This window comes from Enterobacter sp. UPMP2061, from assembly GCF_053709615.1.
Window position 1 is genome coordinate 412,803 of sequence record NZ_JBSKJP010000001.1, and the last position, 24,082, is coordinate 436,884.

Below are 24,082 nucleotides of genomic sequence, written 5' to 3' on the forward strand. Positions count from 1 at the left end.
TGCGATACGAATTAATTTTTCACACACTCACACTGCCAGTGAATCATCAACTGTATCTATCGTTCGTGACACAATAAAAACATAGTTTATGCGCGAGTCTTAACAAAGGGTCTCGTAGGGGGAATAGGATGAATATTTTAGGTTTTTTCCAGCGCCTCGGTAGGGCTTTGCAGCTCCCTATCGCCGTGCTACCGGTTGCAGCGTTGCTGCTGCGATTCGGGCAACCCGATCTTCTTAACGTGCCGTTTATCGCCCAGGCAGGCGGCGCAATTTTTGACAACCTGGCGCTGATTTTCGCCATCGGTGTGGCGTCAAGCTGGTCAAAAGACAGCGCTGGTGCCGCGGCACTGGCAGGGGCTGTCGGTTACTTCATCCTCACGAAAGCGATGGTAACCATCAACCCTGAAATCAATATGGGTGTGCTGGCAGGTATCATTACCGGCCTGGTGGGTGGCGCCGTGTACAACCGTTGGGCAGGTATCAAACTTCCTGACTTCCTGAGCTTCTTCGGCGGTAAACGTTTTGTGCCGATTGCGACGGGCTTTTTCTGTCTGATCCTCGCCGCCATCTTTGGCTACGTTTGGCCACCGGTGCAGCATGCTATCCATGCGGGTGGCGAGTGGATCGTGTCTGCGGGCGCAATGGGCGCGGGCATCTTCGGTTTCATTAACCGTCTGCTGATCCCAACCGGTCTGCATCAGGTACTGAACACCATCGCCTGGTTCCAGATTGGTGAGTTCACCAACGCGGCCGGCGCGGTATTCCACGGTGATATCAACCGCTTCTACGCAGGCGACGGCACCGCGGGCATGTTCATGTCTGGCTTCTTCCCAATCATGATGTTTGGTCTGCCTGGCGCGGCGCTGGCAATGTACCTGGCTGCGCCGAAAGCGCGTCGCTCAATGGTTGGCGGGATGCTGCTGTCCGTTGCGATCACCGCCTTCCTGACCGGCGTGACCGAGCCACTGGAATTCCTGTTCATGTTCCTGGCTCCGCTGCTGTATCTGATGCACGCGATCCTGACCGGTATCAGCCTGTTCGTCGCCACCCTTCTGGGTATCCATGCTGGCTTCTCCTTCTCCGCAGGCGCCATCGACTATGTGTTGATGTACAACCTGCCGGCGGCAAGCAGCAACGTCTGGATCCTGATGGTGATGGGCCTGATCTTCTTCGTTATCTACTTCGTTCTGTTCAGCGCGGTTATTCGTATGTTTAACCTGAAGACGCCGGGCCGCGAAGATACGAAAGATGATGTTGTGACCAGTGAAGCCAACAGCAATACCGAAGAGGGTTTAACCCAGCTGGCAACCAACTACATTGCCGCTGTGGGTGGCACCGACAACCTGAAAGCGATCGATGCCTGTATTACCCGTCTGCGTCTGACCGTAGGTGACTCCGCGCGCGTGAGCGATGCAATGTGCAAACGCCTGGGTGCGTCTGGTGTGGTGAAACTGAACAAACAAACCATCCAGGTTATCGTGGGTGCGAAAGCCGAATCTATCGGCGATGAAATGAAAAAAGTGGTTGCCCGTGGGCCGGTCGCTGCCGCCTCAACGGATAACGCGCCAGTGGCTGACGCGCCGGTTGCAAAACCGCAGGCTGTGCCAAACGCGGTGACCATCGCTGCGCTGGTTTCTCCGGTGACAGGTGACGTTGTTGCGCTTGAGCAGGTGCCTGACGAAGCGTTCGCCAGCAAAGCGGTCGGTGACGGCGTGGCGGTGAAACCAACGGACAAAACCGTGGTCTCTCCGGCTGCCGGTACTATCGTGAAAATCTTCAACACCAACCACGCGTTCTGCCTGGAAACGGAAAAAGGCGCGGAGATCGTTGTCCATATGGGTATCGATACCGTTGCGCTGAACGGTCAGGGCTTTACTCGTCTGGTGGAAGAGGGTGCTGAAGTGGCGGCAGGTCAGCCGATTCTGGAAATGGATCTGGACTTCCTGAACGCCAACGCGCGCTCCATGATAAGCCCGGTCGTGTGCAGCAACATCGACGACTTCAGCGGTCTGGTGATCCAGGCGCAGGGGCAGGTGGTTGCAGGCCAGACGCCACTGTATGAGATTAAAGGCAAGTAATCGCTCCTGAGTAGAGTTATGCCTTTAGCGGCGGGGGATATCCTCCGCCGCTTTTTTTTGCAGCAATTGCCCCCATTATTTTCTTCCGGGACGTTTTAAGGGTTGTCACTACGTCCGGCTTATAAGATCATATGCCGTTATACGTTGTTTACGCTTTGAGGAATCCACGATGAGTGAGGCAGAAGCCCGCCCGAGTAACTTTATTCGTCAGATCATCGATGAAGATCTGGCCAGTGGTAAGCACACCACAGTCCACACGCGTTTCCCGCCGGAGCCAAATGGCTACCTGCACATTGGTCACGCCAAATCGATCTGCCTGAACTTTGGTATTGCGCAAGATTACCAGGGGCAGTGCAACCTGCGTTTCGATGACACCAACCCAGTAAAAGAAGACATCGAATACGTTGAGTCGATTAAAAACGACGTGCAATGGCTGGGCTTCAACTGGTCTGGCGATATCTGCTACTCCTCAGACTATTTCGATCAGCTGTATGCCTATGCGGTTGAACTGATTAACAAAGGTCTGGCATACGTCGACGAATTGTCTGGTGACGAAATCCGTGAATACCGCGGTACGCTGACTCAGCCTGGTAAAAACAGCCCGTTCCGCGATCGTAGCGTGGAAGAGAACCTGGCGCTGTTTGAAAAAATGCGTGCCGGTGGCTTCGAAGAAGGTAAAGCGTGTCTGCGTGCCAAAATCGATATGGCGTCTCCGTTCATCGTGATGCGCGATCCGGTGCTGTACCGCATTAAGTTCGCTGAACACCACCAGACCGGTAACAAGTGGTGCATCTACCCGATGTACGACTTCACCCACTGCATCAGCGATGCGCTGGAAGGCATTACGCACTCTCTGTGCACGCTGGAATTCCAGGACAACCGTCGTCTGTACGACTGGGTGCTGGATAACATCACCATTCCTGTGCATCCGCGTCAGTACGAATTCTCTCGTCTGAACCTGGAATACACCGTGATGTCCAAGCGTAAGCTGAACCTGCTGGTCACCGACAAGCACGTTGAAGGCTGGGACGACCCGCGTATGCCGACCATCTCTGGCCTGCGTCGTCGTGGCTACACCTCGGCGTCCATTCGTGAGTTCTGCAAACGTATTGGCGTTACCAAGCAGGACAACACCATCGAAATGGCGTCTCTGGAATCCTGCATTCGCGAAGACCTGAACGAAAACGCGCCGCGCGCGATGGCAGTGATCGATCCAGTGAAACTGGTCATCGAAAACTATCCGCAGGGTGGAAGCGAACTGGTCTCGATGCCTAACCATCCGAACAAACCGGAAATGGGCACCCGCGACGTGCCGTTCAGCGGTGAAATCTGGATCGATCGCGCCGACTTCCGCGAAGAAGCGAACAAGCAGTACAAGCGTCTGGTGCTGGGCAAAGAAGTGCGTCTGCGTAACGCCTATGTGATCAAAGCCGAGCGCGTAGAGAAAGATGCGGAAGGTAACATCACGACCATCTTCTGTACGTACGACGCAGAGACGCTGAGTAAAGATCCGGCGGATGGCCGTAAAGTGAAAGGTGTGATCCACTGGGTGAGCGCGCAGCATGCGCTGCCGGTTGAGATCCGTCTCTACGATCGTCTGTTCAGCGTACCTAACCCAGGTGCTGCGGAGGACTTCCTGGCGGTTATCAACCCTGAGTCGCTGATTATCAAGCAGGGGTATGCCGAGCCGTCTCTGAAAGCCGCTGAAGCCGGTAAAGCGTTCCAGTTTGAACGTGAGGGTTACTTCTGCCTGGACAGCCGTTACAGCACGGCGGAAAAACCGGTATTTAACCGTACCGTCGGTCTGCGTGATACCTGGACTAAGATCGGCGAATAATCACGCTGGCATGGTCAATGAGAAACAAACGCCGCATAATGCGGCGTTTTTTTATTTAACGATCATGTCGTTAAGCATCGGGATGATGAATTAAAGCCAACATTCCAGGTCAATGTGGTGCTACTTATTTTATTTAAAAAAGTTTGTTGTTTTCCAAAAACAGAAACGCTGAAAAATATATTCACAATATCAATGTTACTTACTGAAAATTAGCGTATTCCCCCGCCAGTACTTGCTTCCCGGTAAATGTTACAAAGCACTACGAAATATGTGCTCTTCGTCATAATCCTGACTTTTGCCTGATTAAAAGCATTGATAATTCGCGTCGCGAAAAATAACCTAAAGACGGTAGTTAATTCGAGGGTATTTCTGACTACCCCTGACCACTTGGTCTTTTCTGTTTTTCGCCGTTTAAGGCGTTTTAATTCGTCAAAGAGGAATAATCTATGCGTACGTTCAGTGGCAAACGTAGTGCGCTGGCGCTGGCTATCGCCGGTGTGACAGCAATGTCGGGCCTGGTGGTTGCGCCAGAGGCAAAAGCAGCAGGTTTCATCGAAGATTCCACCCTCACGGGCGGTATTTATTACTGGCAGCGTGAGCGTGACCGTAAAGACGTCACTGAAGATAAATACAAAACCAACCTTTCTCACTCGACCTGGAACGCTAACCTTGATTTCCAGTCGGGATATGCCGCCGATATGTTCGGGATCGATATTGCAGCGTTCACCGCAATTGAAATGGCCGAAAATGGCGACAGCGGCCATCCGAACGAAATTGCGTTCTCCTCCAGCAATAAAGCCTACGACGAAGACTGGTCCGGCGATAAAAGCGGAATCAGCCTGTATAAAGCGGCTGCAAAATTCAAATATGGTCCGGTCTGGGCGCGTGGAGGTTATATCCAGCCAACCGGCCAGACGCTGTTAGCACCGCACTGGAGCTTTATGCCAGGTACCTATCAGGGTGCGGAAGCCGGTGCTAATTTTGACTACGGCGATGCGGGGGCGTTGAGCTTCTCCTATATGTGGACCAACGAGTACAAAGCGCCGTGGCACATTGAGATGGACAAGTTCTATCAGAATGATAAAAAAACCAAAGTTGATTATCTCCACTCGCTGGGGGCGAAGTACGACTTCAAAAACGATCTGGTGCTGGAAGCTGCTTTTGGTCAGGCTGAAGGCTATATCGATCAGTACTTTGCTAAAGCCAGCTACAAATTTGATATCGCGGGTAGCCCGCTGAGCACCAGCTATCAGTTCTACGGTACGCGCGACAAAGTCAGTGATGGCAGCGTAAATGATATCTATGACGGCACCGCGTGGTTACAGGCGTTGACCTTCGGCTACAAGGTAGGTCAGGTTGATTTACGTCTGGAGGGAACATGGGTCAAGGCAGAAGGGCAGCAGGGCTACTTCCTGCAACGTATGACGCCAACCTACGCCTCTTCCAATGGTCGTCTGGATATCTGGTGGGATAACCGCTCTGACTTCAACGCCGACGGCGAAAAGGCGGTCTTCTTCGGCGCAATGTATGACCTGAAGAACTGGAACCTGCCTGGCTGGGCAGTGGGTGCGTCCTACGCGTACGCCTGGGACGCGAAGCCAGCAGATATGGCTACGCCAGACGCCTACTACGATCCGAATTACCGTCTGAAAGAGTCTTCATACAGTCTGGATGCGATTTACACCCTTCAGGAGGGCCGTGCGAAAGGCACGATGTTCAAACTGCACTTCACCCAGTATGACAACCACTCCGATATCCCGAGCTACGCGGGCGGTTACGGCAACATCTTCCAGGATGAACGTGACGTGAAATTCATGGTCATTGCGCCATTCACAATCTTCTGATGAATACGCAGGCGGGCGAAATCCCGCCTGCATGGAGACTGCATATGATGAAAAAAATGGTAATCGTTGCGCTGCTGGCATCGGGGCTGGTGGCGTGTGCGCAGGATCAGGCGCAGAAAGAAGACTCCCGTCTGAAGGAGGCGTATAGCGCCTGCATCAATACAGCACAAGGATCGCCAGAGAAGATTGAAGCCTGCCAGAGCGTGCTGAATGTGCTGAAAAAAGAGAAAGCGCATGAGCAGTTTGCGACGCAGGAAAATGTTCGCGTGATGGATTACCAGGCCTGTATCCAGGCGCGGAAAAGCGGTAACGATCAGGAAGTGGCGAAGCGTTGCGATAAGATCTGGGACGAGATTCGCAATAACAATAAATAAGTTGCTTTATGCCCGGTGGCGCTGCGCTTACCGGGCCTACAACGGTGTCACAGCCCGTAGGCCCGGTAAGCGCAGCGCCACCGGACTTTTTTCAGGCAAAAAAAAGCCAACCTTACGGCTGGCTCAGAGTATGAACACGATATTATTTCGCGTCGTGCGCGTGGTCGTCTTCGCGGCAATCGCCTTCAGCGCAGTGACCGTACAGGTACAGGCTGTGGTTGGTCAGGCGGATGCCATGACGGGCGGCGATTTCACGCTGGCGTGATTCAATGGAATCATCGCTAAATTCAATGACCTTGCCACAGTCGAGGCAGATCAGGTGATCGTGGTGATGCTGCTGAGTCAGCTCGAACACGGATTTACCGCCTTCGAAATTATGACGAGTAACAATGCCCGCGTCATCAAACTGGTTCAGCACACGATAGACGGTTGCCAGCCCAATCTCTTCACCCATATCGATAAGACGCTTATAAAGGTCTTCCGCACTGACATGGTGATTGTCTGGCCCCTGAAGCACTTCAAGGATTTTTAACCGAGGAAGCGTTACTTTCAGGCCAGCTTTCTTTAATGCGGTATTGTTGTCAGTCATGCGGAATCTGTCCTGTTGCTAAACGATTCACTTCAAAAGAAGAAGTGACAGAAAATGCACTTGGGATAATGCGTCTCATTATAGAACTGCCATGGCTAAATGAAAACTGCAAGTCTCAAGCAAAGTATGCTTATAAAAACGTGGTATCACCAACAAACTTGTTCGATGGCACCCACTTTTTACCAGGGGGATATTGTACAGGTCTGGGCGAAAAAGTTAAAAGTTTGTAGCAATTAATTTAATCGGTTTTACCTGGAAAACGGGCGCAACCGGAGTTGCGCCGCAGGGATATCAGGCGTTAAGGATATCGTCCAGGTTCAGCTCTTCACGAACCTGCTTAACCCATTTTTCTACACGCTCAGCGGTCAGCTCTGGCTGACGGTCTTCATCAATGGCCAGGCCAACGAAGTGATCGTCATCTGCCAGACCTTTGGACGCTTCGAAATGGTAACCCGCCGTTGGCCAGTGACCGACGATCGCCGCACCGCGTGGCTCAATGATGTCGCGAATAGTGCCCAGCGCATCACAGAAATACTCAGCATAGTCTTCCTGATCGCCACAGCCAAACAGGGCAACCAGCTTGCCGTTGAAGTCTACTTCTTCCAGCGTCGGGAAGAAATCGTCCCAGTCACACTGTGCTTCACCGTAGTACCAGGTCGGGATGCCCAGCAGCAGGATGTCATAGCCCTCGAGATCTTCTTTGCTGCTCTTGGCGATGTCATGCACATCAGCAACGTCTTTACCGAGCTGTTTTTGAATGTTTTTTGCGATATTTTCAGTATTGCCGGTATCACTGCCAAAGAAAATGCCGATGATTGCCATGAGTAAAATAACCTCTTGAAACTTAATGGTATGGTGGCGCAAATTGTCCACGGATAAGGGCAATAATAGCAGAACAGGCAACCCTGCGGAAACAGCTATCACGCAGGACTGCACTCTGTGCTACATGAAAAAGGTAATATTGGGGATTTTCTGACTCACGCCTTGCCGCGTAACGTCTCAAGCTGGGCGATCAGCATCTCTTCGATCAGTTCGCTGCGGCTGATGTTGCGCGCGTCAGCTAACTCGTTAAGCGCATCGACGGCATCGGCATTCAGCTTCAGTTCGACACGCTTAAGCCCACGATTTTTATCGCGTTTAAGCTGGTTGCGTTTATTGATACGCAGCTGTTCATCGCGCGAAAGCGGATTCGTTTTCGGTCGTCCCGGTCGACGCTCATTCGCGAACAGATCTAGTGTCGTACGGTCCGTTTGTTCTTTGGCCATGATTCTGAGACTTCGGGGGAAACACGCCGCCCTGCTAATGCCCGGGCGATAAGCGCGCCATCATACATCACCCAAATCCACACGCCAACGACTGGAAGCCCGTCGTCTTCCGGTCGCTGGCTTTTTAATCAATTCGCTGTATCAGTAAGATAGCGGCGAATGGCGCGCAGGACGGCATCCGGTTTTTCCGCGTGTACCCAGTGCCCGGCACCCGCAATAACGTGAGCGCGAGCCTGCGGGAATTGCGCCAGCAGCGTGTCACGGTATGCATCAGTGACGTAAGGGGAGTTGCCGCCGCGAATAAAAAGGGTAGGGTGCGGCCAGGCGGGGACGGTTTCCCAGCCCACAATATGCGAATACTGATCCCACAATACCGGGACGTTAAAGCGCCATTGTCCGTCAACAAACGATTTCAGCAGGAACTGGACCACGCCTTCCTCATCAAGATGCTCACGCATAACGGCAGCCGCCTGCTGGCGGGTTGCGACACCCGCTTCGGTGACCGCATTGATGGCGGCAAAAATCTCATCGTGACGGCGAACGTCGTAATTGACGGGCGCAACGTCGATGACCACCAGCCCGGAAATTCGCTCAGGGGCCAGCGCAGTGAGCGCCATCACCGCTTTGCCGCCCATTGAATGCCCGATAAGCGTCGCTTTCTGGATATTATTCGCATCGAGGGTGTCCCGCAGATCCTGCGCCATGGCTGCGTAGGTCATCTCCTCCGAGCGCCCAGAAAGACCGTGATTGCGCATATCAACCTGGAGGATCGCGTGATCGGCCACTAAATCGCGCGCAAGCACACCCAGATTATCCAGGCTACCAAACAGGCCGTGAACCAGTACGATGGGAGAATTATTGTTCGGCGATTGTGCAGTTTGCGCTCGGGTATTCAATTTCATGGCAAAGTTCTTTTTTTAGGTTTGTCAGGTTAGGGTATCATGTTGACCATTCTGCCGCCCGGGGGCAAGGATCCAGTTTAATCTGACTTTTGCCGCCAACCTGGTTTGACGCTATCCGCTGTTGGGATTTGACCTTATAATCTCAACGACTTGTATTCAGATAAGATATCGCACTGGATTAAGATGAAAACAATCGAAGTTGATGACGAACTCTATCAGTATATTGCCAGCCAGACGCGGCATATTGGGGAGAGCGCGTCCGACATTTTACGGCGCATGCTCAAAATTTCCGCCGCCTCACAGCCCACTCCTGTCACTAAAGATGTCGTGTCTCAGCCGAGCGTTGTTGCACAAGTAAAACCTGCCGTCATGCCGGCAAAAGACAAAGTGCGAGCGATGCGCGAGCTGCTGCTGTCCGATGAATATGCCGAGCAGAAAAAGGCGGTTAACCGCTTTATGCTGGTGCTGTCTACACTTTACTCACTGGATAACAACGCATTTGCAGAAGCGACAGAGTCGCTGCACGGTCGCACGCGCGTTTACTTCGCAGGCGACGAGCAGACCCTGCTGCAAAATGGCAACCAAACCAAACCCAAACACGTTCCCGGTACACCATACTGGGTGATCACCAACACCAATACGGGCCGTAAGTGCAGCATGATCGAACATATCATGCAGTCCATGCAGTTCCCGGCGGAATTGATCGAAAAGGTTTGCGGTACAATTTAACCCTTGCATCAGAAGGACCAGGCAATGGCAAATCACAGCCGTGCAGGACAACCTGCACAACAACGCGATTTGATTAACGTCGCTCAACTGACCGCGCAGTACTACGTGCTGAAGCCGGTGGTGGGCAACGCAGAACACGCAGTGAAGTTTGGTACATCTGGCCACCGCGGTAGTGCGGCGCGCCACAGCTTTAACGAACCGCACATTCTGGCCATTGCTCAGGCCATCGCGGAAGAGCGCGCCAAAAATGGCGTCACCGGTCCGTGCTATGTAGGGAAAGATACCCACGCCCTGTCTGAACCTGCTTTTATCTCCGTGCTGGAAGTGCTGGCGGCGAACGGCGTAGACGTGATTGTTCAGGAGAACAACGGTTTTACGCCAACGCCAGCGGTTTCTAACGCTATTCTGGTACACAACAAAAAAGGTGGCGCGCAGGCTGACGGCATTGTGATCACCCCGTCCCACAACCCACCGGAAGATGGCGGCATCAAGTACAACCCACCTAACGGTGGCCCGGCGGATACCAACGTCACGAAAGTGGTGGAAGATCGTGCCAACGCGTTACTGGCTAACGGTCTGAACGGTGTGAAACGCATCTCGCTGGATGAAGCCATGGCCTCCGGCCACGTGAAAGAGCAGGATCTGGTGCAGCCGTTCGTGGAAGGGCTGGCGGATATCGTCGATATGGCCGCTATCCAGAAAGCCGGTCTGAAGCTGGGCGTGGATCCACTGGGCGGCTCCGGTATTGAATACTGGAAACGCATTGCCGAGCACTACAAGCTGGATCTGACCATCGTGAACGATCACGTCGATCAGACCTTCCGCTTTATGCACCTGGACAAAGACGGCGCGATCCGTATGGACTGCTCCTCCGAATGCGCAATGGCTGGCCTGCTGGCGCTGCGCGACAAGTTCGATCTGGCGTTTGCCAACGACCCGGACTACGACCGCCACGGTATCGTCACCCCGGCAGGGCTGATGAACCCGAACCACTACCTGGCTGTTGCAATCAATTATCTCTTCCAGCACCGTCCGCAGTGGGGCAAAGAGGTCGCGGTGGGTAAAACGCTGGTCTCTTCCGCTATGATTGACCGTGTGGTCGACGCGCTGGGTCGCAAGCTGGTGGAAGTGCCGGTGGGCTTTAAGTGGTTTGTTGATGGTCTGCACGACGGCAGCTTCGGCTTTGGCGGTGAAGAGAGCGCGGGGGCATCCTTCCTGCGCTTCGACGGCACCCCATGGTCAACCGATAAAGACGGCATCATCATGTGCCTGCTGGCGGCGGAAATCACCGCGGTCACCGGTAAGAACCCGCAGGAACATTACAACGAGCTGGCGGAACGTTTTGGTGCGCCAAGCTATAACCGTATTCAGGCTAGCGCCACGTCTGCGCAAAAAGCAGCTCTGTCAAAACTCTCTCCGGAGATGGTCAGTGCCAGTACCCTGGCAGGTGACCCGATCACCGCGCGTCTGACGGCGGCGCCGGGTAACGGCGCATCCATCGGCGGCCTGAAAGTGATGACCGAAAACGGCTGGTTCGCCGCGCGTCCATCCGGTACGGAAGATGCGTACAAAATCTATTGCGAAAGTTTCCTCGGCGCTGAGCACCGTCAGCAGATTGAGAAAGAAGCGGTAGAGATTGTCAGCGAAGTGCTGAAAAACGCGTAAGTGCGGTTTGTGTGCCGGGCGGCACTGCGTTTGCCCGGCCTACAACAGCGATCGTAGGCCCGGTAAGCGTTAGCGCCACCGGGCTTTTTTTAGCTATGTTTGTTCTTCAATTCAAATCTCGGCGACACCAGACCGTACAGCGTCCAGCCCATAAAGGTCACCATCGCCCCATACAGCATCGCCTCCTGACCGGACGAGTAGAGCGCATAGAAGCTGTAAATCGCCCCAATCAGCGCCACGATATTGGCCGCCCGGGCTTTGCGCGGATCCACCTTCGCCACCTTCTGAATAATCACCAGCGCCGCCATCGACAGAATGTACGGAATGATGTTCGTCACCACCGCCAGGTTGACCAGCACGTTAAACTGGCTGTTCAGTGACGGGCTGATGGTCATCAGCGACAAACCGCTCTGGAAAATCACAATCGCCAGCATACCCTGCACCGGCGCATCCGCTTTGGTGACGCGGGAGAAGATTTTCGGGAAATAACCTTCGTCAGCGGAAGATTTGAATACCTGGGCGATGGTGAACTGCCAGCCCAGCAGCGAGCCGCAGCAGGACATCACCATCAGTCCCATGATCACTTTCCCTACCTCCGGCGTAAACATCTGCGCAAACGCCAGTCCGAACGGCGCCGTGGAGTTAGCCAGATCCATGTTGGGCACAATTCCCGCAATCACGTTGGTTGAGACGATATAGATCACCGCCGCCCCCAGCGTCCCGCCGAGTACCGCGATCGGCACATTTTTCTCCGGGTTTTCCACCACTTCCGCATTCGCACAGGCCGACTCCAGCCCGAGGAAGGCCCACAGCGTCATGGCGATGGACGATCCCACGGCGGTGAAGAATGGTACGTGATGCGGATTCCAGGAATTGGCGTACAGCGTCGGGCTGAACCAGAACCAGCCGATGATGCACAGGCCGACAACCGGGATGATGACGCCCCAGACGGTGATGCTGCTGAGCTGTCCGGTGATGCGCGCGCCGCCAAAGTTAGCGACGGTGCAGATCCAGAGCACGCCGATGGTCGCCAGCCCAATTTGCACCGGGGTCAGCGTCGCGCCAAACAGCTCTGTGCCGTAACCGACAGCGGAAATGGCAATCGCCACATTGGCGATCAGCAGCGACACGCCATAGGTATAGTTCGCCATAAAGTTACCGGACTTACCAAACGCATATTCGGCATAGCCGCCCATGCCGCCGGACTTGCGGCTGAACATACCGCACTTGGCAAACGCCCACGCCAGCGCCATCGAACCCACGGCGGTAACAAGCCAGGAGATAATCGAAATCGTCCCCACTTCAGCGAGCTTGGTGGGGAGCATGATGATCCCCGAACCCATCATATTCACCATGGTGAGAATAGTGAGTTGCACCACGCCCATCTTGTTGGCCTTACTCATAATTTTTCTCCTTTCAGCAGCGATGGCTGAGCGGCAGGTTGTTTGATGACGTAGCAGCGCACCTGTTTGCGACCGTCACACTCCTCGACGTAAACCCCCTGTAACTCCGGCGCAAAACCCGGCAGCAGATTGATCCCGTCTTCCAGCGCGGCGAAATAGCGCAGCACGGAACCGCCCCAGACTTCTCCCGGCACCACGCACAACACCCCCGGTGGGTAAGGCAGCGCGCCTTCCGCGGCGATACGGCCTTCCGCGTCGCGCAGGGACACCAGCTCGACCTCACCGCGCAGATAGGCATAGTTCGCCTCCTGCGGGTTCATCATGACGCGTGGGAAGTGAGACTTGCGGAACATCTCTTTTTGCAGTTGCTTCACGTTATGGCGGGCGTAGAGGTCATGCATCTCCTGACAAATCTGACGCAGGGTATAATCCGCATAACGTTCCGGATGTTGCTTATAAAGAGAGGGCAGAACCTCTTTCAGCGGCACATCGCTCTGGAGCAGTTTTTCGAAGCGCACCAGCTGGGCGACGAGCTGCTGCAATTTGCCCATGTCCTCCGCCGGGGTGAGCAGGAACAGAATGGAATTGAGGTCGCATTTTTCCGGCACGATACCGTTTTCACGCAGGAAGTTGGCGAGGATGGTGGCGGGCACGCCGAAATCATCGTACTCACCGGTGCGGGCGTTGATGCCCGGCGTAGTCAGCAGCAGTTTGCAGGGATCGATAAAATACTGATGCTCGGCATATCCCTCAAAGGCGTGCCAGCGTTCGCCCGGAACGAAATGGAAGAAGCGCAGATCGGTAGCAATCTCGGCCGTATCCCAGCTTTCCCATGGACGGCCATCCACCGTCTCCGGCACGAACGGACGAATAAACTGACAGTTCTGAAGGATCAGTTTCCGCGCTTCGATACCCGTCACCACGCAGTCCATCCACATGTTGCGCCCACTTTGCCCCTCGTGCATGCGGGCGTTGATATCCAGGGCGGCAAACAGCGGATAAAACGGGCTGGTGGAGGCGTGCATCATAAAGGCGTTGTTGAGGCGTTTATGCGGGACATAGCGCGGCTGGCCTTTTATGTGGCTGTCCTTCTTATGGATTTGCGAGGTTTGCGAGAAGCCCGCCTGCTGCTTATGCACCGACTGGGTCACCAGAATGCCCGGATCGTTTTCGTTCAGCTCCAGCAGCAGCGGCGAGCAGTCGGCCATCATCGGGATAAACTGCTCGTAACCCACCCAGGCGGAGTCAAACAGAATGTAATCGCACAGGTGACCAATCTTATCCACCACCTGACGGGCGTTATAAATGGTACCGTCGTAGGTGCCCAGCTGGATCACCGCCAGACGGAACGGACGTTCATCCCGCGCACGGCCAGGCGCGACCTCTGACACCAGCTCCCGCAGGTAGCTCTCGTCGAAACAGTGTGCGTCGATACCGCCGATAAACCCGTACGGGTTGCGCGCCGTTTCCAGATACACCGGCGTCGCGCCCGCCTGTAACAGCGCCCCGTGGTGATTAGATTTATGGTTATTGCGATCGAACAGCACCAGATCGCCTGGCGTGAGCAGGGCATTGAGCACCACCTTGTTGGAAGAGGAGGTGCCGTTCAGCACGAAGTAGGTTTTATCCGCATTAAAGACTTTTGCCGCATGCTGCTGGGCGATGCATGGCGCGCCTTCGTGGATCAGCAGATCGCCCATTGCCACGTCGGCATTGCACAGATCGGCGCGGAAAAGCGTTTCGCCAAAGAAATCGACAAACTGGTTTCCGGCCGGATGGCGGCGGAAGAACTGGCCTCCCTGATGTCCGGGGCAGTCAAACGCGCTGTTCCCCTGCTGGACGTAATCGACCAGCGCGCGGAAGAACGGCGGGCGGAGCTGGGTTTCGTACTTCTGCGCAGCCGCTTCAAGCTGGCGTCCGTAGTACGCATTGCTGGTGTCGGAGTACTCAAAAACGCCGTGAATACGCGACAGAAATTCAGCCGGAACCCTTTCTTCTTTATGCGTGGCAATAAACACCGGGATACCGAATCCCGTGGCTTCTATTTCTTCTATGGCGCCATTGAAAATATCGCTGACGGCCAGAACCACGGCTGCCACATCAATATAATCCGATGCGGTGATATCCACGATGTCGCGCGAAGTGGTAAAGCATTCAGGGCAGGCACGGCTGACGGCAATTTTTAACGTTTTCATCTTTATCTCTTTATTTTCAGGCAATATGGGGCCCTCGACTTCTTGCGGTAAAGAAATCGATTATTTCCGGAAAAAAAAGCAAAGCGTGTCCGCTGATACGAAATCAGTTAATTGCTTTTTTGCTGAGTAGAATTCAGTCCGCCCGGTTGCGGAGAATCTGAATCACAAGGAGTGAGCGCAGGTGTTCACAGGCAACAGCCTGTAAAATAGCGTTTTTCAGGATAACCTGTAAGCAGATGCGCCAGAAGTCGAAGGACTACCGGGCGTTAAAGAGATGAAAGTCAAAACAGTTACGGTGGGCAAACATCATGATATGTGTTGTCCGCCTTATATGGGGCATTAAACGATTATTGTTTTCCATGTTCAGTTTCCTTTCAGTAATTGAAAGCATGGTCATTTTATCCAGGAAAAAGGGATTAACTGTGAAACAGATCACCAATAACCGATCATTTCAGAAATAATTAGTCGTTTTGAGTGAATAACGCAGATCAAAATGCTGTTTTGTTGGTTTGGTGTTAAATTGATGTTTTAATTGTGTTTAAAAAAGGGCGAATATAGCCATGAAAATAATCTCATCGTTATTTTCATGGCTATATTCAGGCTGGTATGTTTTTTATTTAAAATTAAATTGAATACTTATTCATATCATAAACCGATATCCGATACCGGTTTCTGTTAATAAATGACGAGGACGCGCGGGATCGGCTTCAAGTTTCTGGCGAAGGTGTCCCATATAAATGCGTAAATAGTGACTATGCTCGACAGCATTCGGTCCCCAGACCTGGCTTAACAGCTGTCGCTGCGTTAACACTTTTCCGTGGTTATTGAGCAGCACGGCCAGCAGACGAAATTCGATAGGCGTAAGGTGGATCTCTTCTTCCCCCCGCACGATGCGGCGGGCGGCAAGATCGACGCGGATATCGCCAAAGGCGTACACCGGATCGGAAGGGGACGTGGCACTGTGTCGACGCAGCGCCACACGAAGCCGGGCCTGTAACTCGCCAATGCCAAACGGTTTGATCAGATAATCATCTGCTCCGGCATCCAGCGCGGCGATTTTATCCGTCTCTTCGGTGCGGGCAGAGAGCACCAGAATGGGCATCTGGCTCCACTGACGCACCTCACGAATAAAATCGATGCCGTCGCCATCCGGAAGTCCCAGATCCAGGATCACCAGATCTGGCTTGCGGGTGGCGGCTTCAATTAACCCCCGTTGAAGCGTACCGGCTTCATGCACGCGCAAACCGTCGCCTTCCAGCGCGGTACGCAGAAATCGGCTGATAGCGAGCTCATCTTCAACAATCAGAACGTTAATCACAAATCCTCTGGTAATTCATCAAGTTCTGGTGGGGTTTCAAGAGGAAGTGTAACACAAAAGCGTGCCCCACCTTCCGGGCGGTTCTCGGCTGAAATGGTGCCGCCATGCACGTCGACAATCGCCTGGCAGATCGCCAGCCCCAGCCCAACGCCCGGAATGGCGGATTCCTTATTACCGCGAGCAAATTTTTCGAATATGGCGCGCTCCTGACCGGCCGGAATACCCGGCCCGGTATCCCAGACGTCGAGCCGCAGCACACGTTTATCCACCCTGGCCGCAATCCCCAGCCGGGCCTTTGCCCCGGCGTATTTAGCCGCGTTTTCCAGCAGATTAATCAGCACGCGCTCAAACAGCGGGCCATCCACATGGATTAACGTCAGGGGTTCCGGCATGTCCAGCTCGATATGGCGCCCGCCGAGACCCGGCTCCAGCATCTTCAGCGCACTGCCGACAACCTCCTCAAGGGTGAGCCACTCTTTTTTGAGGTTAAACCCGCCGGACTGAATGCGCGCCATGTCCAGCAGATTGTTCACCAGTCGCGTGGTATTCAGCACATGCTGGCGAATTTCGCTGGCCTGCATCGCGTGCTTTGATCCTTCTGCCGCCAGATCCAGCGTCAGAATTTCGGACTGGCCAAACAGCACGGTAAGCGGGGTGCGTAAATCGTGAGACAGCGCTGCCAGCAGCGAATTGCGAATACTTTCGCGCTCGCTTGCCAGCCGCGCCTGCTCTTCGCTGGCGGTGAGCGCCAGCCGTTCAAGGGCGCTGGCGACCAGCAGGGTGAAGGTTTCCAGCAGGCGCTGCTGCTCTGGGATCATCAGCTGACGCAGGTTAGACGGCTCGACGATGACCAGCCCGTGATTTTTATCCGCGCTGCGCAGCGGCAGGATCTGGTAAGGCACGCCGGGCAGAGTGTCGGTGCCGGCGCCGGCAGGTAACCCCTTATCGAAACTCCAGCGGGCAATCGCTTCATCCCAGGGCGTCATCCCCGAAGGGGAGGTCAGCGGGCGAAGGCGCCCCTGTTCGTCGGGGAGCAAAATCAGGTTAATGGCATGAAAGGTCGAACGAATAAACTGCTCGCTGGTCTGCACGATATCTCGCTGCGTGCGGCCAACCGCCAGCGATTTTGACATTTCATACAGATGGCGCGTGCGCTGCTCGCGATAGCGGGCAATGCGTGCCTGGTAGCGTACGCCTGCCGTCAGATTCCCGATCACCAGCCCGACGGTAAGCATCACGGCAAAGGTCAGAATGTACTGCACGTCCGAGACAGCAAGCGTCCCGCGCGGAGCGATAAAAAAAAGGTCGAAGCTGATGACGTTGATCACCGTTGCCAGCACCGACGGCCAGCGGCCATAAAAGAGCGCGACCACAACGACGCCGAGCAGATAAATCATGACCAGATTGGCGGCGTCGAAGGCGATGAGCCACTGGCTGGCAATCACCGTAATCAGGGCGCAAAGGACCACGGCCACCAGGCAACCCCGGATCTGAATGCGCCATTTATCGCCAAAGGTGCGAGCATCCGGCGTACGGTTGGGCAGAGGGGCGGGCTTGTCATCCAGCGCGACGATGACTAAATCAAGATCCGGCGCGCGGCGGGCCAGCCTGTCGGCAAAAGATTCGCGGCTAAACCAGCGGCGATGCTGTCGACGTCCAATGACAATCTTGCCCAGGTTGTGCTCGCGCGCGTAGCGCAGAATGGCTTTATCTTCCTGCGGTTCGGAAAGGGTGGCGGTTTCGGCACCCAGCTCCTGCGCCAGCCGCAGCGCGCTCAAAATGGCGCGACGCTGATTTTCTGGCAGACCATGCAGCTGCGGCGTTTCGACGTAGACCGCGTGCCAGACGCTGCCAAATTTCGCTGCCAGCCGGGCGGCGGTGCGAACCAGTTTTTCGTTGCCGCTGCCGTGACCAATGCATAACAGAATGGCGTCCCGCGTGTGCCAGACGCGCTCTTGTCCCTGTAGGTCTCGCCAGGCGCGCATCTGGTCATCAACGCGATCGGCGGTGCGGCGCAGGGCCAGCTCGCGCAGGGCAATCAGGTTTCCTTTGCGGAAAAAATGTTCGATGGCGCGTTCGGCCTGGCCGGCAATATACACTTTGCCTTCGTGCAGGCGCTGGCGTAGATCGTCCGGCGGCAGGTCAACCAGTACGACTTCATCGGCAGAATCAAAAAACGGATCGGGGACGGTTTCCCGCACCTGGATACCGGTTACGCCGCTCACTACGTCGTTCAGGCTTTCCAGATGCTGAACATTCACCGTGGTGAAGACGTCAATGCCTGCCTCAAGCAGCTCCTCAACATCCTGCCAGCGCTTCGGATGGCGGGAGCCTGGCGCATTGCTGTGCGCCAGTTCGTCCATCAGGATCAGGGCAGGGCGGCGGGCGAGGGCGGCATCAAGATCAAACTCCGTGACCAGCCGCCCGCGATGGCTGATACGCTGGGGCGGCTGCGTCGCCAGCCCCGTCAGCAGCGCAGCCGTCTCTTTGCGACCGTGGGTTTCCACCACGCCGATGAGAATATCAAGCCCCTGCGCCCGAAGCCGCTGGGCTTCCGTCAGCATGGCGAAGGTTTTCCCGACGCCCGCGCAGGCGCCGAAGAAAATTTTCAGCTTGCCGCGGTGGGCTTCAGCCGTCTGTTCAAGCAGCCTGTCCGGATCCGGGCGCATGGGCTCGTCGGTCATTTAGTTCTTCCTTAGCGCGTCCAGCGCCAGATTCAGCTCAACAATGTTCACTACCGGCATGCCGATGAAGCTGACCAGCGGCTTTTGCGTATGTTCTGCGACCAGCTGGCTCACCTGCTCGACGGTCAGCTGACGGGCGGCTGCCACGCGTGGGATCTGCCACACCACCGCATCCGGCGTCAGGCTGTAATCCAGCCCGCTCCCGGAAGCGGTGATCAGCTCAACCGGCACCTCACGGCTGGCCTGCGGATTCGCGGCGCGCAGGGCGGCAACGCGTTCAGCAACGGCTTTGTCCAGGTCAGGATTACTGCCAGCCTGATTGCTGCCGCCGGAGGCCATTGGATTATACGGGCTTTCCGCAGTGGCGGAAGGGCGTCCCTGGAAGTAGCGCGGGTCCGTAAAGTTCTGCCCAATCAGACGCGAGCCGCGGTTTTCACCGTTCTGGATAATCAGCGAGCCGTTGGCCTGATCTTTAAACCACCACTGGCCCAGCGCGGTAGTCATCAGCGGGTAAAGCCCGCCGGTAATCAGAGACAGCAGAATAAACAACAGTATAGCGGGACGTAACATCGTCATTGGATCCACCTTTTAAACCAGCCCGAACAGCGTTAACAGCATGTCGATAACCTTGATCCCAATAAAGGGCACCACCAGCCCACCCAGACCGTAAATCCACAGGTTACGGCGTAGCATGGCGGCGGCCGACAGCGGCTTATAGCTCACCCCTTTCAGCGCCAGCGGAATAAGAAAGACAATAATCAGCGCGTTGAAGATCACCGCGCTCAAAATGGCCGAGGCCGGAGAGTGCAGGTGCATCACGTTCAGGGCATTCAACTGCGGGTAGGTTGCCGCAAAAGCCGCCGGAATGATGGCGAAATACTTCGCCACGTCGTTGGCGATACTGAACGTGGTCAGCGAGCCGCGCGTCATCAGCATCTGCTTCCCGATATGTACCACTTCGATCAGCTTGGTCGGGTTCGAGTCGAGATCCACCATGTTGCCCGCCTCTTTTGCCGCCTGGGTACCGGAGTTCATCGCCACCGCCACGTCGGCCTGCGCCAGCGCCGGGGCGTCGTTGGTGCCGTCGCCGGTCATCGCCACCAGACGGCCTTCCGCCTGATACTGGCGAATGAGTGCCAGCTTCGCTTCCGGCGTCGCTTCGGAAAGGAAATCATCCACGCCCGCTTCGGCGGCAATGGCCGCCGCAGTCAGACGGTTATCCCCGGTGATCATCACTGTTTTAATGCCCATCTTACGCATCTGGGCGAAACGCTCTTTAATACCGCCTTTAACGATATCCTTCAGGGCGATAACCCCCAGAACGCTTGCACCTTCCGCCACCACCAGCGGGGTTGCTCCCTGACGCGCCACGCTTTCCACCAGGTGGTCGACTTCCGGGGGGAAGTGTCCATTATTGGCTTCAATATGACGGCGAATGGCATCAACGGACCCTTTACGGATCATCCGGTCCTGAATGTTAATTCCGCTCATTCGGGTTTGCGCTGTGAAGGGCACGAACGTGGCGTGCAGGCTCTGAACGTCGCGCTGGCGCAGGTTAAAGCGCTGCTTGGCGAGGATCACGATACTGCGGCCTTCCGGCGTTTCATCGGCCAGCGAGGAAAGCTGCGCCGCGTCAGCCAGCGTTTTTTCATCCACGCCGGGAGCAGGTAGAAAGTCAGAGGCCTGACGATTGCCCAGGGTGATGGTCCCGGTTTTATCCAGCAGCAGCACGTCTACGTCACCCGCCGCTTCAACGGCGCGTCCGCTGGTGGCGATGACGTTCGCGCCCAGCATCCGGCTCATCCCCGCCACGCCAATCGCGGAAAGCAGGCCGCCGATAGTGGTGGGGATCAGACAGACGAGCAGGGCGATCAGTACGGTGATGCTAACCGCTGTACCGCCGTAGGCGGAGAAGGGCCACAGGGTCGCCGTTGCCAGCAGGAAGACAATGGTGAGCGCCACCAGCAGAATGGTCAGGGCGATCTCGTTCGGCGTTTTACGACGCTGTGCGCCTTCCACCATGGCGATCATCCGGTCGAGAAAGGTTTCGCCCGGGTTAACGCTGCACTGGATCACCAGCCAGTCGGAAAGAATGCGCGTTCCGCCGGTAACTGAGGCGAAATCTCCGCCCGACTCACGGATCACCGGTGCAGATTCCCCGGTAATGGCGCTTTCGTCTACCGACGCGCCGCCCTCAATCACCTCACCGTCGCAGGGGATGATGTCGCCAGCTTCCACCAGCACCACGTCACCTTTGCGCAGTTCATCCGCCGGAACGTGGTCCATCTGCGCGCCGTATTTAGGTTCGCGTAATTTGCGCGCAAAGGCGGTCTTTTTTACCCCTTTCAGGCTGTTGGCCTGTGCCTTACTGCGGCCTTCCGCTAACGCTTCGGCGAAGTTGGCGAACAGCACGGTAAACCACAGCCACAGGCTGATGGCGGCGGTAAAGGTTGCATTCCCTGAAAGGTGTCCCGTTCCCATGGCAATCGCCAGTGCGGTGGTGAGTAAACTTCCAGTCCAGACAATAAACATCACCGGGTTGTGCCACTGCACGCGCGGGCTCAGTTTTTTTACCGCATCCATGAGGGCCTGACGAACTAACGTCGGTTCGAGCAGGGCCAGTTGTTTACGACTCATGACAAATTCTCCGCAAAATCAGCGTAAAGAGAGATATTCCGCAACCGGGCCTAACGCGAGGGCGGGGATAAAGGTCAGGGCACCCACCAGCAAAACGGTGCCAATCAGCAGGCCGACGAACAGCGCGCCGTGAGTCGGTAACGTACCGGTGGTGGTCGGCTGGATCTTCTTATTCACCAGTGTTCCAGCGATCGCCATGACGGGAATAATCACGCCGAAACGTCCGATGAACATGCAGAACGCCAGCAAACAGTTCCAGAACGGCGAGTTGGCGCTTAACCCTGCAAAGGCGCTGCCGTTGTTGTTGGCGGCAGACGAAACGGCGTAAAGCACTTCGCTAAAGCCGTGAATGCCCGGGTTAAAGATGCCGCTGCGCCCGGCGTCGGTCATCAGCGCCAGCGCGGTACCGAGCAGCACAAGGGTGGGGGTGACCAGAATTGCCAGCGCGGTTAATTTCATTTCGCGGACGTCGATTTTTTTGCCGAGATACTCCGGCGTGCGACCGATCATTAGCCCGGCGATAAACACGGCGAGCAGAACGAACAACAGCATGCCGTACAGCCCCGAACCGACCCCACCGAAAACTACCTCGCCAATCTGCATCAGCCACATCGGGATCATGCCGCCGAGCGCGGTAAAAGAGTCGTGCATGGCGTTCACTGCCCCGCAGGAGGCCGCCGTGGTGACCACCGCATAGAGGCTGCTGGCAAGAATGCCGAAGCGGCTCTCTTTGCCTTCCAGGTTGATATTGCTGTTAGCCCCCAGCTGCATGAAGTGGCTGTTGCCGTTCCATTCGGCCCACATCACCAGTGCTACGCAGACCACGAAGATCAACGACATCGCCCACAGCAGCGTACGTCCCTGGCGGCGATCGTTAACCACATCGCCAAAGGCGAAGCAGAGCGCGGCGGGGATCAGGAAGATCGCCAGCATCTGTACAAAATTGGTTAATGCCGTTGGGTTTTCAAACGGATGCGATGAGTTGGCGTTGAAGAAGCCGCCGCCGTTGGTGCCCAGTATCTTGATCGCTTCCTGCGACGCCACCGGCCCCATAGGAAGGAGTTCCCTGGCCCCTTCAAGCGAGGTGTAAGGGGTATAAGGCAGCAGGTTTTGCAGAGTGCCTTGCTGAATAAAGAACAGGGCAATAATCAGCGCAACAGGCACCAGGATCCAAAGGGTGATGCGCGTGACATCAACCCAGGCGTTGCCGAGGGTGCTGACATTCTGACGGGCAAACGCGCGCGTCAGGGCGAAGATCACCGCGATACCGCTGGCCGCAGAAAGAAAGTTTTGCACGGTTAACCCGGCCATCTGGCTGAAGTAGCTGAGCGTGGTTTCACCGGCGTAAGACTGCCAGTTGGTGTTGGTGACAAAGCTGACCGCCGTGTTCAGCGCCAGATGCCAGGATAAACCCGGTAACTGCTGCGGGTTCAACGGCAGACTGCCCTGGAGCATCAGCAGCGTAAAGAGGGCAATAAGCCCCAGGATATTCAGAAGCAGTATCGCCATCAGGTACTGGCGCCAGTTCATTTCCCGATCGCTGATACCTGAAATGCGCCAGAGCACGTTTTCAATATTTCGCGTGCCCGGCAATGGCACGTTATTTATCAGACGCGCCAGCGCTGTTCCCAGCGGCCTGGCGAGCACAAACAGCACCAGTAAAAAGCTGGCAATAAGCAAAAACGCCTGAGCAGCCATCAGAATGCCTCCGCATTAATCAGGGCATAAATCAGATAACCCAATAACAGGAACACCAGCACGATGCCGGCAATCAGACCTGCACTCACAATCCACCTCCGGGTGACTTTTGTTGTTGTACAAACGGTAGGATTTATGGCGCAAAGATTTCGCAAAAATCAGAAGGGCAGGTGTAAAAAAAGTATAAAAAGGGAAAGACCACAATTTAACTATTGGTAAGTAAATCGTTAACTTTTTTGTAACTTAATTACAGGCGGGAATGTAAATATTCACGAAATGAATGAAAATAAGTGGTCGGATGAGTAGTAAAATTACAAACAAAGCGGTATTATTTTAACCAGGTCACAGATTTCACATTTTCCGGAGACGGTTTCCGGCCAACTACAGGGGAGAAAATTATGGATCTTTATAAAGAGTTTCCGGCTCATATCATTTTCATGCGTCGCACTTTCGCCGTAGTGGCTGGCGTGCTGGCCCTGCCGGTGATGCTGTTCTGGAAAGATCGCGCACGTTTCTACAGTTACCTGCACCGCGTCTGGGCGAAAACCAGCGAGAAGCCGGTGTGGATGGATCAGGCCGAGAAAGCGACCTGCGATTTCTACTGATACGGTGTGACATCGTAGCCATAAAAAAACCGCCTACAGCAATGTGGCGGTTTTTTTGTCCCTCGGGATTCGCGGTCCGTTGGGTAGTTTTCAAGCTCTCACACAGAGGCTTACAAGCATACTTCTGCTGGTTTAATAAGCAAACGCTTCACTCCTAAATAAATTCTTAAAAACAGGTTCAATGGATGACGTTTTGCTCACGTGATGCCTACTATGCAGCGTCCCTTTCCGCCATCTCGCAAATGGGCACCGGTCCCGG

20 protein-coding genes are annotated in these 24,082 nt (G+C 55.2%); 7 read left to right on the forward strand and 13 right to left on the reverse strand.

Features of this window, described 5'->3' with window-relative positions; all coding sequences use genetic code 11:
- The first annotated feature begins 128 nt into the window (after nucleotides 1-128).
- The 4 genes from nagE (at nucleotide 129) to chiQ (ending at nucleotide 6,133) form a co-directional block, all read left to right on the forward strand.
- Nucleotides 129-2,078 carry a PTS N-acetyl glucosamine transporter subunit IIABC gene (gene nagE / locus ACWKXX_RS02005; RefSeq protein ID WP_023296120.1) on the forward strand — a complete coding sequence of 650 codons (1,950 nt, stop codon included), beginning with the start codon at nucleotides 129-131 and terminating at the stop codon, nucleotides 2,076-2,078.
- Nucleotides 2,079-2,247: 169 nt separating this feature from the next.
- Nucleotides 2,248-3,915 (forward strand): glutamine--tRNA ligase, encoded by a 1,668-nt coding sequence (gene glnS / locus ACWKXX_RS02010; RefSeq protein WP_023303298.1) that lies wholly within the window; start codon nucleotides 2,248-2,250, stop codon nucleotides 3,913-3,915.
- Nucleotides 3,916-4,361: 446 nt separating this feature from the next.
- Nucleotides 4,362-5,759, forward strand: coding sequence for a chitoporin ChiP (chiP, locus tag ACWKXX_RS02015; RefSeq protein ID WP_017694280.1), 1,398 nt, complete (start codon nucleotides 4,362-4,364; stop codon nucleotides 5,757-5,759).
- A gap of 47 nt (nucleotides 5,760-5,806) precedes the next feature.
- Nucleotides 5,807-6,133 carry a ChiQ/YbfN family lipoprotein gene (gene chiQ / locus ACWKXX_RS02020; protein ID WP_032102682.1) on the forward strand — a complete coding sequence of 109 codons (327 nt, stop codon included), beginning with the start codon at nucleotides 5,807-5,809 and terminating at the stop codon, nucleotides 6,131-6,133.
- 142 nt (nucleotides 6,134-6,275) lie between these two features.
- Here the strand turns inward: chiQ and fur are convergent, their stop codons facing one another.
- The 4 genes from fur to ybfF all read right to left on the reverse strand — a co-directional run bounded on the left by fur (nucleotide 6,276) and on the right by ybfF (nucleotide 8,889).
- Entirely contained in the window at nucleotides 6,276-6,722 is a 447-nt protein-coding gene (gene fur / locus ACWKXX_RS02025; protein WP_010428651.1) for a ferric iron uptake transcriptional regulator, read from the reverse strand.
- A gap of 291 nt (nucleotides 6,723-7,013) precedes the next feature.
- Nucleotides 7,014-7,544 (reverse strand): flavodoxin FldA, encoded by a 531-nt coding sequence (gene fldA / locus ACWKXX_RS02030; protein ID WP_003858653.1) that lies wholly within the window; start codon nucleotides 7,542-7,544, stop codon nucleotides 7,014-7,016.
- 155 nt (nucleotides 7,545-7,699) lie between these two features.
- A complete protein-coding gene (ybfE, locus tag ACWKXX_RS02035; RefSeq protein WP_003858652.1) occupies nucleotides 7,700-7,987 on the reverse strand; it encodes a LexA regulated protein in 288 nt (95 codons plus the stop codon).
- A gap of 128 nt (nucleotides 7,988-8,115) precedes the next feature.
- On the reverse strand, nucleotides 8,116-8,889 hold the full coding sequence (ybfF, locus tag ACWKXX_RS02040; RefSeq protein WP_015571124.1) for an esterase: 774 nt from the start codon (nucleotides 8,887-8,889) through the stop codon (nucleotides 8,116-8,118).
- A gap of 183 nt (nucleotides 8,890-9,072) precedes the next feature.
- On the opposite strand from ybfF, the gene seqA reads away from it, so the two are divergent.
- Nucleotides 9,073-9,618: a replication initiation negative regulator SeqA gene (gene seqA / locus ACWKXX_RS02045; RefSeq protein ID WP_003858650.1), complete on the forward strand. Its 546-nt coding sequence runs from the start codon at nucleotides 9,073-9,075 to the stop codon at nucleotides 9,616-9,618.
- A 24-nt stretch (nucleotides 9,619-9,642) separates the two neighbouring features.
- Nucleotides 9,643-11,283, forward strand: a complete 1,641-nt coding sequence (pgm, locus tag ACWKXX_RS02050; RefSeq protein ID WP_017384980.1) for a phosphoglucomutase (alpha-D-glucose-1,6-bisphosphate-dependent) — start codon at nucleotides 9,643-9,645, stop codon at nucleotides 11,281-11,283.
- Between the two features lie 89 nt (nucleotides 11,284-11,372).
- Here pgm and potE read toward each other — a convergent pair whose 3' ends face one another.
- The 9 genes from potE to kdpF all read right to left on the reverse strand — a co-directional run bounded on the left by potE (nucleotide 11,373) and on the right by kdpF (nucleotide 23,307).
- On the reverse strand, nucleotides 11,373-12,686 hold the full coding sequence (gene potE, locus ACWKXX_RS02055) for a putrescine-ornithine antiporter (protein WP_003858648.1): 1,314 nt from the start codon (nucleotides 12,684-12,686) through the stop codon (nucleotides 11,373-11,375).
- Nucleotides 12,683-14,881, reverse strand: coding sequence for an ornithine decarboxylase SpeF (gene speF / locus ACWKXX_RS02060; protein ID WP_015571121.1), 2,199 nt, complete (start codon nucleotides 14,879-14,881; stop codon nucleotides 12,683-12,685). The genes potE and speF overlap by 4 nt, the downstream gene beginning before the upstream one ends.
- Nucleotides 14,882-15,137: 256 nt before the next feature.
- On the reverse strand, nucleotides 15,138-15,242 hold the full coding sequence (speFL, locus tag ACWKXX_RS02065; protein ID WP_003858645.1) for a leader peptide SpeFL: 105 nt from the start codon (nucleotides 15,240-15,242) through the stop codon (nucleotides 15,138-15,140).
- Nucleotides 15,243-15,521: 279 nt separating this feature from the next.
- Nucleotides 15,522-16,199 carry a two-component system response regulator KdpE gene (kdpE, locus tag ACWKXX_RS02070; protein ID WP_003858643.1) on the reverse strand — a complete coding sequence of 226 codons (678 nt, stop codon included), beginning with the start codon at nucleotides 16,197-16,199 and terminating at the stop codon, nucleotides 15,522-15,524.
- The gene (gene kdpD / locus ACWKXX_RS02075) at nucleotides 16,196-18,883 is read right to left on the reverse strand and encodes a two-component system sensor histidine kinase KdpD (RefSeq protein WP_047057821.1); all 2,688 of its coding nucleotides are present in this window, start codon (nucleotides 18,881-18,883) and stop codon (nucleotides 16,196-16,198) included. Before kdpD ends, kdpE begins: the two co-directional genes overlap by 4 nt.
- The gene (gene kdpC, locus ACWKXX_RS02080; protein ID WP_261666367.1) at nucleotides 18,884-19,459 is read right to left on the reverse strand and encodes a potassium-transporting ATPase subunit KdpC; all 576 of its coding nucleotides are present in this window, start codon (nucleotides 19,457-19,459) and stop codon (nucleotides 18,884-18,886) included. It abuts the gene before it with no gap.
- A gap of 12 nt (nucleotides 19,460-19,471) precedes the next feature.
- On the reverse strand, nucleotides 19,472-21,520 hold the full coding sequence (gene kdpB, locus ACWKXX_RS02085) for a potassium-transporting ATPase subunit KdpB (RefSeq protein WP_110870917.1): 2,049 nt from the start codon (nucleotides 21,518-21,520) through the stop codon (nucleotides 19,472-19,474).
- A gap of 18 nt (nucleotides 21,521-21,538) precedes the next feature.
- Complete coding sequence (gene kdpA, locus ACWKXX_RS02090) at nucleotides 21,539-23,218, reverse strand: potassium-transporting ATPase subunit KdpA (protein WP_261666366.1); 1,680 nt, start codon at nucleotides 23,216-23,218, stop codon at nucleotides 21,539-21,541.
- Nucleotides 23,218-23,307 carry a K(+)-transporting ATPase subunit F gene (gene kdpF, locus ACWKXX_RS02095; protein WP_003858638.1) on the reverse strand — a complete coding sequence of 30 codons (90 nt, stop codon included), beginning with the start codon at nucleotides 23,305-23,307 and terminating at the stop codon, nucleotides 23,218-23,220. The genes kdpA and kdpF overlap by 1 nt, the downstream gene beginning before the upstream one ends.
- Before the next feature lie 309 nt (nucleotides 23,308-23,616).
- On the opposite strand from kdpF, the gene ACWKXX_RS02100 reads away from it, so the two are divergent.
- The gene (locus ACWKXX_RS02100; protein WP_003858637.1) at nucleotides 23,617-23,823 is read left to right on the forward strand and encodes a YbfA family protein; all 207 of its coding nucleotides are present in this window, start codon (nucleotides 23,617-23,619) and stop codon (nucleotides 23,821-23,823) included.
- The last annotated feature ends 259 nt before the right edge of the window (nucleotides 23,824-24,082 follow it).

What these genes read in the sequence shown, in the direction of transcription:
- speF (WP_015571121.1), bottom strand. Translation starts at nt 14,881, where the DNA reads ATGAAAACGTTAAAAATTGCCGTCAGCCGTGCCTGCCCTGAATGCTTT.
- kdpB (WP_110870917.1), bottom strand. Translation starts at nt 21,520, where the DNA reads ATGAGTCGTAAACAACTGGCCCTGCTCGAACCGACGTTAGTTCGTCAG.
- pgm (WP_017384980.1), top strand. Translation starts at nt 9,643, where the DNA reads ATGGCAAATCACAGCCGTGCAGGACAACCTGCACAACAACGCGATTTG.
- ybfF (WP_015571124.1), bottom strand. Translation starts at nt 8,889, where the DNA reads ATGAAATTGAATACCCGAGCGCAAACTGCACAATCGCCGAACAATAAT.
- chiP (WP_017694280.1), top strand. Translation starts at nt 4,362, where the DNA reads ATGCGTACGTTCAGTGGCAAACGTAGTGCGCTGGCGCTGGCTATCGCC.
- seqA (WP_003858650.1), top strand. Translation starts at nt 9,073, where the DNA reads ATGAAAACAATCGAAGTTGATGACGAACTCTATCAGTATATTGCCAGC.
- ACWKXX_RS02100 (WP_003858637.1), top strand. Translation starts at nt 23,617, where the DNA reads ATGGATCTTTATAAAGAGTTTCCGGCTCATATCATTTTCATGCGTCGC.
- fur (WP_010428651.1), bottom strand. Translation starts at nt 6,722, where the DNA reads ATGACTGACAACAATACCGCATTAAAGAAAGCTGGCCTGAAAGTAACG.
- ybfE (WP_003858652.1), bottom strand. Translation starts at nt 7,987, where the DNA reads ATGGCCAAAGAACAAACGGACCGTACGACACTAGATCTGTTCGCGAAT.
- fldA (WP_003858653.1), bottom strand. Translation starts at nt 7,544, where the DNA reads ATGGCAATCATCGGCATTTTCTTTGGCAGTGATACCGGCAATACTGAA.
- kdpA (WP_261666366.1), bottom strand. Translation starts at nt 23,218, where the DNA reads ATGGCTGCTCAGGCGTTTTTGCTTATTGCCAGCTTTTTACTGGTGCTG.
- kdpD (WP_047057821.1), bottom strand. Translation starts at nt 18,883, where the DNA reads ATGACCGACGAGCCCATGCGCCCGGATCCGGACAGGCTGCTTGAACAG.
- nagE (WP_023296120.1), top strand. Translation starts at nt 129, where the DNA reads ATGAATATTTTAGGTTTTTTCCAGCGCCTCGGTAGGGCTTTGCAGCTC.
- potE (WP_003858648.1), bottom strand. Translation starts at nt 12,686, where the DNA reads ATGAGTAAGGCCAACAAGATGGGCGTGGTGCAACTCACTATTCTCACC.
- glnS (WP_023303298.1), top strand. Translation starts at nt 2,248, where the DNA reads ATGAGTGAGGCAGAAGCCCGCCCGAGTAACTTTATTCGTCAGATCATC.
- chiQ (WP_032102682.1), top strand. Translation starts at nt 5,807, where the DNA reads ATGAAAAAAATGGTAATCGTTGCGCTGCTGGCATCGGGGCTGGTGGCG.
- speFL (WP_003858645.1), bottom strand. Translation starts at nt 15,242, where the DNA reads ATGGAAAACAATAATCGTTTAATGCCCCATATAAGGCGGACAACACAT.
- kdpC (WP_261666367.1), bottom strand. Translation starts at nt 19,459, where the DNA reads ATGACGATGTTACGTCCCGCTATACTGTTGTTTATTCTGCTGTCTCTG.